This is a genomic window from Pseudomonas citrullilanati (assembly GCF_030580855.1).
Classification (GTDB): Bacteria; Pseudomonadota; Gammaproteobacteria; order Pseudomonadales; family Pseudomonadaceae; genus Aquipseudomonas; species Aquipseudomonas citrulli.
The window spans coordinates 1-10,174 of record NZ_JAUQOP010000073.1 but is presented as its reverse complement, the minus strand read 5'-3'; the positions used below and the strand labels follow the sequence as shown (position 1 = coordinate 10,174).

Here is a 10,174-nt window from a genome sequence, read left to right as displayed (position 1 = left end):
GCAACACCCGCGCGCGGCTGTCGTCGAGCATGTAGGCCACGCGCTCGGCCGGGTAATCCGGGTCCAGCGGCACGTAGGCGCCGCCGGCCTTGAGCACCGCGAGCAAGGCGACCAGCAGGTGCTCGGAGCGCGGCATCGCCACGCCGACCCGCACTTCCGGGCCAACGCCCAGCTCGATGAGTTTGTGGGCCAGGCGGTTGGCCCGGCCATCGAGTTCGGCGTAGCTCAATTGTGTGTGGGCGAAGGTCACGGCCAAGGCGTCCGGCATGGCCGCCGCTTGGCGGGCGATCAACTGGTGGGTGCACAGGGGCTGGTCGAACGGGGCGTCGACCGGGTTCCAGTCGTGGACCAGGCGCTGGTATTCGTCGGCTTCGAGCAGCGGCAATTCACCGATGGGCGCGCGGCTGTAGGCCACCATGCCTTGCAGCAATCGCGTCCAGTGGCGCGCCATGCGGGCGATGGTGGCGGCGTCGAACAGGTCATCGGCATAGGTCAGCGCCGCGTGCAGCTTGCCGGCCTTTTCCCAGGTGTCGAGGGTCAGGTCGAATTGCGTGGTGCGGCTCTGCCACGCCAGCATCGACAACCCCAGGCCCGAAGCGGTGCTCAGGCTGGCGATGTCGGCCACTTGCGGCTGATGGTTGTACATCACCTGGAACAACGGCGTATGGCTGAGGCTGCGCTCTACGTTCAGCGCTTCCACCAGTTGCTCGAACGGCAAGTCCTGATGGGCCTGGGCGCCCAATGCCGTGTCCTTGACCGCGCGCAGCAACTCATCGACACGGGTCTGGCCGTCCAGCTCGGTGCGCAACACCTGGGTGTTGACGAAGAAGCCGATCAGCCCTTCGGTCTCGGCCCGGTTGCGGTTGGCGATGGGCACGCCGACGCGAATGTCGGTGTGGCCGGTGTAGCGATGCAACAGCACGTTGAACGCGCCGAGCAAGAGCATGAACAAGGTGATGTTGTGTTGCTGGGCGGTGGCGCGCAATTGCTCGGCCAGGGCCGGCTCCACGTCGAACTCATAGCGAGTGCCGCGGTAGCTGGGCAACGCCGGGCGCGGGTGATCGAGGGGCAACTCCAGCACCGGATGCTCGTCGCCCAACCGTGCCTGCCAATACGCCAGTTGCCGCGCCTGCTCGCCGGCCTCCAGCCAGCGCCGCTGCCAAAGGGCATAGTCGCTGTACTGGATCGGCAGTTCGGCCAGTTGCGGCACGGTGCCGGCCTCGAAGGCGTCGTAGCAGCGAATGAACTCGTCGATCAGCACGTTCATCGACCAACCATCGGAGACGATGTGGTGCAAGGTCAGCAGCAGCACGTGCTCCTGGTCGTCGAGCGCGAGCAGTTCGACCCGCAGCAAGGGCCCCACGGACAGGTCGAACGGCCGCATCGACTGCGCCTCGGCGGCGCGGCGAACCGCTTGCTCGCGCTCGGCGGGCGGCAAGCCACGCAAGTCCTGTCGTTCGATCACCAGGGCGGCGCTGGCCGGCACTTGCACCAGGCTGTCGTCGGCCTGGCGCTGGAACACCGTGCGCAGGGTTTCATGGCGCGCCACCAGGCTGGCGAAGGCCTGTTCCAGCGCCGACAGGTTCAACGCACCCTTGAGCCGTACCGCACCGGGCAGGTTGTAGGCACCGCTCGCCGGCTCCAACTGCCAGAGAAACCACATGCGCCGCTGGGCATAGGACAGGGCCTGGCGATCCTCGGCTTCGACGCCACGAGGGATGGGAAAACCGCTGAACGCCACGCCCTCCTTGTCCAGTGCCGCCAGGAATGTACGGCGCTTTTCCAGGGGCAACCCGATAAACCGGCGAGCAAGTTTCAAGGCGTCTTCAGCATTCATTTCTGGGGTATCCGGAATCAGTGGGCACAAGGCACAGGGGCAAGTCGTCCCTATAAAACGAATGCAGTCCGGAAAAATTAGCGTTTGAGAATGCGTGTCAGAAAGAACATCTCGGCACGATCAGGCAGCTCACCTGTGGCGAGGGGATTTATCCCCGCTGGGGTGCACGGCAGCCTCGGGACTTGGCGCAGGGGTGTGGCAGGCGGTTCGAGTGGGGGGGGGACGCTTCGCGTCCCGACGGGGATAAATCCCCTCGCCACAGATAAATCCCCTCGCCACAGATAAATCCCCCCACCACAGATAAATCCCCTCGCCACAGATAAATCTCCCCGACACAGGTGAATACCCTTGCCGAAGATAAACCCCATCGCCACAAAAGCAGACTTTCAATCGATGGATCAGGCGCTGATGGCCAGCCCATGTCGGCGATGATGCACGCTCAGTTGATCCTTGATCAGCCGCAGCACCCGGGCTTCGTGCTCATGGATAAAGAAGTGCCCGCCGGCCAGCATGTCCACCGAGAAGCTGCCGCAGGTTTCGCGGCTCCAGCCGATCAGTTGTTCGGTGCTGGCCCGGTCGGCGGTGCCGCCGAGCACGTGCACCGGGCAACTGAGCGGCGGGCGCACGCGTGGCTGGTAGCGTCCGCAGAGCAGGAAGTCCGCGCGCAGCACCGGCAGGGTCAGGGCCATCAGTTCTTCGTTGGCCAGCACTTGCTCGCTGGTGCCGTTGAGGGTGCGCAACTGGTCGATCAGTTCGGCGTCGGTTTTCGGCTCGGCGAAACCCCGGTCATAGTCGGCCCGCATGGTCGGTGCCGCCGTGCCCGAGGCGAACAGCGCCACCGGCTCCGGACACCCGAGCTCGCGCAAGGCATGGGCGATTTCGCAGGCCAGCAGCGCACCCAGGCTGTGACCGAACAACGCATAGGGCGCCTGGAGCGTCGGGCGCAGTTCCCGCGCCAACTGCATGGCCAGCGGCCCCATCTCGGTGTGCAGCGGCTCACCGAAACGCGCCCCGCGCCCCGGCAGTTCCACCGGCTGCACGCCCAGCCACTGCGGCAACTTGCGCCGCCAGCGGCTGTACACCATCGCGCTGGCGCCGGAATAAGGCAGGCACAGCAGGGTCAGTTGAGTCACTGCGGTTTTCTCCGATCGGTCGCGTGTAAAGGATGACGAAGCAACATGACAAATAATTAGTCAAACGCGCCGTAGTCGCGCCATCGCCCCCGCTCGATCCTATACTGGCGGCCTCTCGTCCCACGCCGCCCTTGAAGGAGAACGCCATGAGCTGGTCCGCCAGACAGTACGTCACGTTTGAACAGGAACGCACCCGTCCGGCCCGGGACCTGCTGGCCGCCATTGCGAACCCGCAGGCACGCTCGGTGATCGACCTGGGCTGCGGCCCCGGCAATTCCACCGAGCTGTTGGTGGAACGATTCCCCGGCGCAACGGTGCGTGGCCTGGACAGCTCCGGCGACATGATCGAGGCCGCACGCCGCCGCTTGCCCGCGGTGGCCTTCGACACCGCGGACATCGGCCAATGGCACGAACCCGGACCGTTCGATGTGATCTTCGCCAACGCCGTGCTGCAATGGCTGCCCGACCACGCCACGCTGCTGCCCGCCCTGGTGGACAAACTCGCCCCCGGCGGCAGCCTGGCGATCCAGATGCCCGACACCCTGCACCAACCCTCCCACCGCCTGATGCGCGACATCGCCGCGAACGGTCCTTGGGCCAGCCAGTTGGCGGGAGCGGCGGACAGCCGTACCGAGGTCGAAGACGCCAGCACCTATTATTCGATCCTCAAGCCGCATTGCACCCGGGTCGACGTCTGGCGCACGACCTACCACCACCCCTTGGCCGACGGTGCGGCGGGCGTGGTGGAATGGTTCAAGGGCAGTGGCCTGCGGCCGTTTCTCGAACCGCTGGACGAGACGCAACGCGACCAGTACCTGGCGCAGTACCTAACGGCCATCGCCCAGGCCTACCCGGCCCTGGGCGATGGCACGGTGTTGTTGCCGTTTCCTCGCGTCTTCCTGGTGGCGACGCGTTGAGGCAAGGGTCGGCGGCGACCTAAATTCCTGATCCAGGCGCTCGTTATCCGCTAGAAAACCACAAGAGTGAGCGCCGTGGACCTGCAAACCATCCTGGGCAAACTGTTCGCCAATGCCGGCGCCGTCGGTATCGAAGGCGTCTTCCAATTCGTGTTCGGCCCGCACCAGGCGTACTGGTCCGAGGTCAAGGCCAGCAGCCGCACCGAGGCCGGCCGGCACGCCAGCCCTGACGTGACCATCGACGTGGCGCAGGGCGACTTTCTCGCGATCATGGCCGGTACGGCCAATGTCGAAGAGCTGTTCGCCAGCGGGCGCCTGAAGATCGGCGGCAACATGGGCCTGGCGACCTTGCTGCCGCAGATCATCGACCACGCCCGTCATGGCGGTGGCGCCGTGGAAAAAGTCGACATGAACAAGCGCTACCCGACCCCGCCGCGCTTCAGCGAAAAGCTCACCGCCAGCCTCCCGGTCCAGCGCAACGTGGAGCGGCGGCCGCGCAGCGGTCTGTCGGTGCAGGAATTTCGCGCCCGCTACCTGCCCCACGGCGTTCCGCTGGTCATCAGCGATGCGTTGCAGGACTGGCCGTTGTTCCAGCTCAGCCGCGAGGAATCGCTGGTGCATTTTGCGCAGCTGCAAGGCATCACCCGCCACGGCGACTACGTGAAGAAAACCTTCTCCACCGAGCGGGATTTCCGCTCCACCTCCATGGCCGACTTCATCGCCTCCCTCGACAGCCCGGCGACCAAGGGCGCCGACGGTGAGCCGCCAGCGTACATGGGCAACAACATCCTGCCCGCGCAATTGATGGAGCTGATCAACTACCCGCCCTACTTCGATCCGTCGCTGTTCATCCCGCCGCGCATCTGGATCGGCCCCAAGGGCACGCTGACCCCGCTGCACCGCGACGACACCGACAACCTGTTCGCCCAGGTCTGGGGCCGGAAAACCTTCACCCTCGCCGCGCCCCATCACCGCGAAGCCCTCGGCACCTGGTCCACGGCGCCCCAGGGCGGGCTCGACGGTTGCGACTTCAACCCCGACGCGCCGGACTACCAACGCTTCCCCCACGCCCGGGACGTGCCCTTCATGCGGGTGACGCTGGAAGCCGGGGACCTGTTGTTCCTGCCCGAAGGCTGGTTCCACCAGGTGGAATCGGTGTCCACTTCGCTGTCGGTGAACTTCTGGGTGAACTCGGGGCGGGGTTGGTAACTTATGGCCGGGGCGCTGCGGCGTTACTTCAAACGCCGATAGCTTTGCACTGCCGCGCCCAGCACCACGCCCCCGGCCACGATCGCCAGCCAGAAACCGCTGCGCGCGCCAAAGGTGTCCACCAGCCAGCCGGAGCCGGCCGCACCGATCGCCACGCCGATGCTCAGGCCGGTCACCAGCCAGGTCAGGCCTTCGGTCAGCCGGGCCGGCGGCACGAGGCGCTCCACCAGGGCCATGGCGACGATCAGCGTCGGAGCAAAGGACAACCCGGCGACGAACATCGCCACCGACAACCCGGTGATATTGGACGCCAGCAGCAACGGCAATGTCGTCAATCCCGTCCCCGCCCCGCCGTACAAGAACAGCAGCGGCAAGGGCAGTTTTGAACGAAGCGCACCAAAGGCCAACCCCGCCAGGCACGAACCGAAGGCGTACACCGACAACACGATGCTCGCCGCCGCCGGTTGCCCCTGGTGCTGGGCGAACGCCACGCTGACCACGTCCACCACACCGACGATGGTGCCCATGGCCACCATCAACAGCAGCAACAACAGCACGTCCGCCGAAGCGATGATCGAGCCCTGGTGCTGGGCTTGATGCGGGTGCACCGCCGGCTCGGTGCCACGTTGCACGACGAACGCCATCACCCCGAGCGCCAGTGCCAGCACCGACGCCAGCGGCCCCGCCTCCGGAAACGCCACCACGCACAAGCCCACCGACAGGGGCGGCCCGACGATGAAACAGACTTCGTCCAGCACCGACTCCAGCGCATAAGCGGTGCGCAGTTGCGGCTGGCCGCGGTACAACTCGGTCCAGCGCGCCCGCACCATCGCCGACATGCTCGGCATGCAGCCGGCCAGGGCGGCGAACACGAACAGCGTCCACTGGGGCGCCTGCAAGCGCGTGCAGAGCAACAGCAGCGCCAACGCCCCACCACCGATCAACGCCGCGATCGGCAGCACCCGCCCCTGGCCGAAACGGTCCACCAGCCGCGACACTTGCGGCGCGCAAAACGCCGTCGCCAAGGCAAACGTCGCCGCCACCGCACCCGCCAGGCCATAGCCCCCCTGCAACTGCGACAGCATGGTGATCAAGCCGATCCCAGTCATGGAGATCGGCATGCGCGCAACCATGCCGGCCAACACAAAACCCAGGCTGCCGGGGGCGTTGAACAGTTCGCGGTAGGGGTTTGCCATGGGTGAGTGCCTTAACGGGGGGCCTGCAACTTGCCACAAAGGACAACCACGGGGGAAGCGTCGAAATGTGCTGAGAGTGTGAAGACTGTTTTGCCCAAGTGAACTCTCCAGGCCTCATGCCAGTCAGCCTATAAAGCCGTCCAGTGAAGGTGCCCATCCATGCAGATTTCCCTTGCCCAACAAGTCGCCCTCGTCACCGGCGCCAGCTCCGGCATCGGCGCAGGCGCCGCCAGGGCGTTGGCGGACGCCGGCGCCGCCGTGGTGCTCAACTACCACTCCAGCGCCGGCCCGGCCGAAGACCTGGCCCGCGAGATCAACGACAACGGCGGCCGCGCCCTCGCCGTGGGCGCCGATGTCTCCCGGGAGGACGACGTCGAGCGACTGTTCGCTCGCACCCTGGAGGCCTTTGGCACGCTGGATATCCTGGTCGCCAATTCCGGGCTGCAGAAAGACGCGGCCGCCGTCGACATGAGCCTGGAAGACTGGAACACCGTGATCGGCACCAACCTCACCGGCCAGTTCCTCTGCGCCCGCGCCGCCCTGCGCATCTTCACCCGCCAGGGCATTCGCCAGGGCGTGTCCCGCGCGGCCGGCAAGATCATCCACATGAGTTCGGTGCACCAGCGCATTCCCTGGGCCGGCCATGTCAACTACGCGGCCTCCAAGGGCGGTGTCGACCTGCTGATGCAGAGCCTGGCCCAGGAGAGCAGCCACCAGCGCATCCGCATCAACAGCATCGCCCCCGGCGCCATCAGCACGGCCATCAACCGCGACGTCGTCGAGGGCGATCAAGGGCACAAATTACTGGAACTGATTCCTTACGGCCGTGTGGGCGATGTGCAGGACGTCGCCAACGCGGTGGTGTGGCTGGCGTCGGACCTGTCCGATTATGTGGTAGGCACCACGTTGTTCATCGATGGCGGGATGAGCCTTTATCCGGGGTTCCGCGGCAATGGCTGATCATGACGAAGCGCAAAGCCCCATCGAGAACCACGGCATCATCGGCGACATGCGCACCGCCGCACTGGTCAACGACCGAGGCAGCGTGGACTTTTTCTGCTGGCCGGAATTCGACAGCCCATCGATCTTCTGTTCGCTGCTGGACAGCCCGGCGGCGGGTATTTTCCAACTCGCCCCCGACCTGCCGGATGCACGTCGCCAGCAGATTTACCTGCCCGACACCAACGTGCTGCAAACCCGCTGGCTGAGCGACGGCGCCGTGGTGGAAATCACCGACCTGCTGCCCATCGGCGACACCGAGGATGACCTGCCCGTGCTGATGCGCAAGGTGCACATGACCGTGGGCAGCGCGACTTTTCACATGCGTTGCGCGGTGCGCCACGACTACGCCCGGGCCGCCACCCGGGCGCGCCAGGACCACGCCCACGTCTGCTTCGAAGCGCCTGGGCAACCCAGCCTGCGGCTGTGTTCCGACCAGGCCATGCACCTGGACGGCGATGCCGCGGTGGCCGAGTTCAGCCTCGAACAGGGCCAGACCGCCGAGTTCCTGCTGGGCGGCATCGACGACCCGCGGCTTCTGGACGACGTCAGTGGCATCTGCCTGGAACGGACCCTGGCGTATTGGCGCGGCTGGATCGGCCAGTCCAACTATCGCGGGCGCTGGCGGGAAATGGTCAACCGTTCCGCCCTGGCCTTGAAGCTTCTGACCTCGCGTAAACACGGCGCCATCCTCGCCGCCGCCACCTTCGGCCTGCCGGAGACCCGCGGCGGCGAACGCAACTGGGACTACCGCTACACCTGGATCCGTGACGCGTCGTTCACCGTCTATGCGTTCATGCGCCTGGGCTTCGTCGAAGAAGCCAACGCCTACATGCGCTGGTTGCGGGGCCGGGTCAGCGACTGTTGCGACCAGCCGACCAAACTCAACATCCTGTATGGCCTGGACGGCCGGCTGGAGCTGCCGGAAACCGAGTTGACGCATCTGAGCGGCTTCGGCAATGCGCAGCCGGTGCGCATTGGCAACCTCGCCTACCAGCAGGTGCAGTTGGACATCTTCGGCGAGCTGATGGACGCAGTGTACCTGGTCAACAAATACGGCGAGGCCATTTCCCACCAAGGCTGGAAGCACACCGTCGAGGTGATCGACCAGGTGTGCGATGTCTGGCAGGACGAAGACGTCGGCATCTGGGAAATGCGCGGCGAGAAACAGCACTTCCTGCATTCGCGGTTGATGTGCTGGGTGGCTGTCGACCGCGCCATCCGCCTGGCCGAGAAGCGCTCCCTGCCCGCGCCGTTCGCCCGTTGGGATGAAACCCGCCAAGCGATCTACGAAGACATCTGGAACAACTTCTGGAACGACGAACACCAGCATTTCGTCCAGCGCCTGGGCAGCACCGCCCTCGATGGCTCGATGCTGTTGATGCCCCTGGTCCGCTTCGTCAGCGCACGCGACCCGCGCTGGTTGTCCACCCTGGACGCCATCGAAAAAAGCCTGGTGCGCGACGGCATGGTGTACCGCTATCGCAACGACGACAGCCCCATCGACGGCCTCAGCGGCACCGAAGGCTCATTCGCCGCCTGCTCGTTCTGGTATGTCGAGTGCCTCGCCCGCGCCGGCCGTGTGGAAAAAGCCCAGCTGGAATTCGAACAACTGCTGCGCTACGCCAACCCGCTGGGGCTGTATGCCGAAGAATTCGACAGCCACGGCTACCACCTGGGCAACACCCCCCAGGCCCTGACCCACCTGGCGCTGATCAGCGCGGCGAGTTTCCTGGACCGTAAGTTGAGTGGGGAGAAGAATCACTGGCAGCCGTGAGCCGCGTTGTCACGCGCTTGAATGAACACAGGTGGCGAGGGGATTTATCCCCGCTGGGCTGCGAAGCGGCCCCAAAAACTGACTACATGGTGTGCCAGTTTGATTGAGGTGCCGTTGCGGGGCTGCTGCGCAGCCCAACGGGGATAAATCCCCTCGCCACAGATAAATCCGCTCGCCACAGATAAATCCCCTCGCCACAAAAGCCTGTTTCCACAATGTCCCGGTTTAAGCCGTCGGTTCCTTGAGTTCGAGGTTGTCCAGCGCTCGATTGGCCAACAGCGTACCTAATTCAACCAACTGCTGAATCCCCAGCGCAACATGCCGTCGGGAGCCCTCCAGTTCGAACGCCAGGTCGCTGACCATGGCATTGGCCGAGGCCAGGGTTTCGCTGAGGCTGGTCAGCACCGATTCGGTATTGAGACCAGGCACCACCGTGAAAACCTGGCCATCCTGGGTGTCGGGCTTGGCTGGCGGCGTGGGTGACAGATGGATACCCAGCGCGCGGTCGGCCGCTTCGCGGAGTTTTTTCGAATCGAGGGAGGTGTAGGCCGAGAGGTCTTCGGCGCGTGGGGGGTTGGGGGTGATCTTGACCATTGTGACACTCCTGACTTGAGATTGAGCTCACGCACCTCGTGACCAAACGAGGGTGGTGGGCAGTACGCAGGTTGGTCAACCGGGAAGTCAGGCACCCGGCGCACTCGAAAGTGCCCCACGCACAGCCCACCGCAAAGCATACCGGTAAAGCGCCGACATGCCGAGGCTGGCGCGTATGCGCCTGACATTGGACGGGTGACCAAACCCGGTCGCTGATTTTGCAGCGACCGACAAAGCCTATCCCCGGCGTTTCCTAACCGACAACCGCCGCGACTCGTCAGAAAATTCCACCTCACCTGTTTTTCTGTAGGACCAGCCCGTGGCGAGGGAGCTTGCTCCCGCTCGACTGCGCAGCAGGCGCAGAAAGCCTGGGGCCGCCGCGCCACCCAGCGGGAGCAAGCTCTCATCAAACAAATTACAACCCATTGTTTTTAATGCTTTTTAAGCAGCATCGATCAACCTCATTCCCAGCTTAGTAGCTTTGCGTTGCAAGGCTCTGAGCTGGCGATTAC

Annotated in this window: 8 protein-coding genes; 4 read left to right on the top strand and 4 right to left on the bottom strand. The window is 65.0% G+C overall.

Annotated features, from left to right (window positions below):
• Together Q6A48_RS25525 and Q6A48_RS25520 are read right to left on the bottom strand one after the other, a co-directional pair.
• A partial coding sequence (locus Q6A48_RS25525; protein WP_304557240.1) for a condensation domain-containing protein occupies positions 1 to 1,837 on the bottom strand: 1,837 nt, incomplete at its 3' end.
• A 398-nt stretch (positions 1,838 to 2,235) separates the two neighbouring features.
• Positions 2,236 to 2,970 (bottom strand): thioesterase II family protein, encoded by a 735-nt coding sequence (locus Q6A48_RS25520; RefSeq protein WP_304557239.1) that lies wholly within the window; start codon positions 2,968 to 2,970, stop codon positions 2,236 to 2,238.
• Between the two features lie 146 nt (positions 2,971 to 3,116).
• Between Q6A48_RS25520 and tam the strand changes: the two genes are divergently transcribed.
• Together tam and Q6A48_RS25510 are read left to right on the top strand one after the other, a co-directional pair.
• Positions 3,117 to 3,887 carry a trans-aconitate 2-methyltransferase gene (gene tam, locus Q6A48_RS25515; protein ID WP_304557238.1) on the top strand — a complete coding sequence of 257 codons (771 nt, stop codon included), beginning with the start codon at positions 3,117 to 3,119 and terminating at the stop codon, positions 3,885 to 3,887.
• A 75-nt stretch (positions 3,888 to 3,962) separates the two neighbouring features.
• Entirely contained in the window at positions 3,963 to 5,096 is a 1,134-nt protein-coding gene (locus tag Q6A48_RS25510) for a cupin-like domain-containing protein (RefSeq protein WP_304557237.1), read from the top strand.
• A 23-nt stretch (positions 5,097 to 5,119) separates the two neighbouring features.
• Here Q6A48_RS25510 and Q6A48_RS25505 read toward each other — a convergent pair whose 3' ends face one another.
• Complete coding sequence (locus tag Q6A48_RS25505) at positions 5,120 to 6,292, bottom strand: MFS transporter (RefSeq protein WP_304557236.1); 1,173 nt, start codon at positions 6,290 to 6,292, stop codon at positions 5,120 to 5,122.
• 159 nt (positions 6,293 to 6,451) lie between these two features.
• Here Q6A48_RS25505 and Q6A48_RS25500 point away from each other — a divergent pair, with 159 nt between their 5' ends.
• Together Q6A48_RS25500 and Q6A48_RS25495 are read left to right on the top strand one after the other, a co-directional pair.
• The gene (locus Q6A48_RS25500; protein WP_304557235.1) at positions 6,452 to 7,252 is read left to right on the top strand and encodes an SDR family oxidoreductase; all 801 of its coding nucleotides are present in this window, start codon (positions 6,452 to 6,454) and stop codon (positions 7,250 to 7,252) included.
• On the top strand, positions 7,245 to 9,068 hold the full coding sequence (locus Q6A48_RS25495; protein WP_304557234.1) for a glycoside hydrolase family 15 protein: 1,824 nt from the start codon (positions 7,245 to 7,247) through the stop codon (positions 9,066 to 9,068). The genes Q6A48_RS25500 and Q6A48_RS25495 overlap by 8 nt, the downstream gene beginning before the upstream one ends.
• A 225-nt stretch (positions 9,069 to 9,293) precedes the next feature.
• On the opposite strand, the gene Q6A48_RS25490 is transcribed toward Q6A48_RS25495, so the two are convergent.
• On the bottom strand, positions 9,294 to 9,662 hold the full coding sequence (locus Q6A48_RS25490) for a DUF6124 family protein (RefSeq protein WP_304557233.1): 369 nt from the start codon (positions 9,660 to 9,662) through the stop codon (positions 9,294 to 9,296).
• Positions 9,663 to 10,174: the final 512 nt, after the last annotated feature.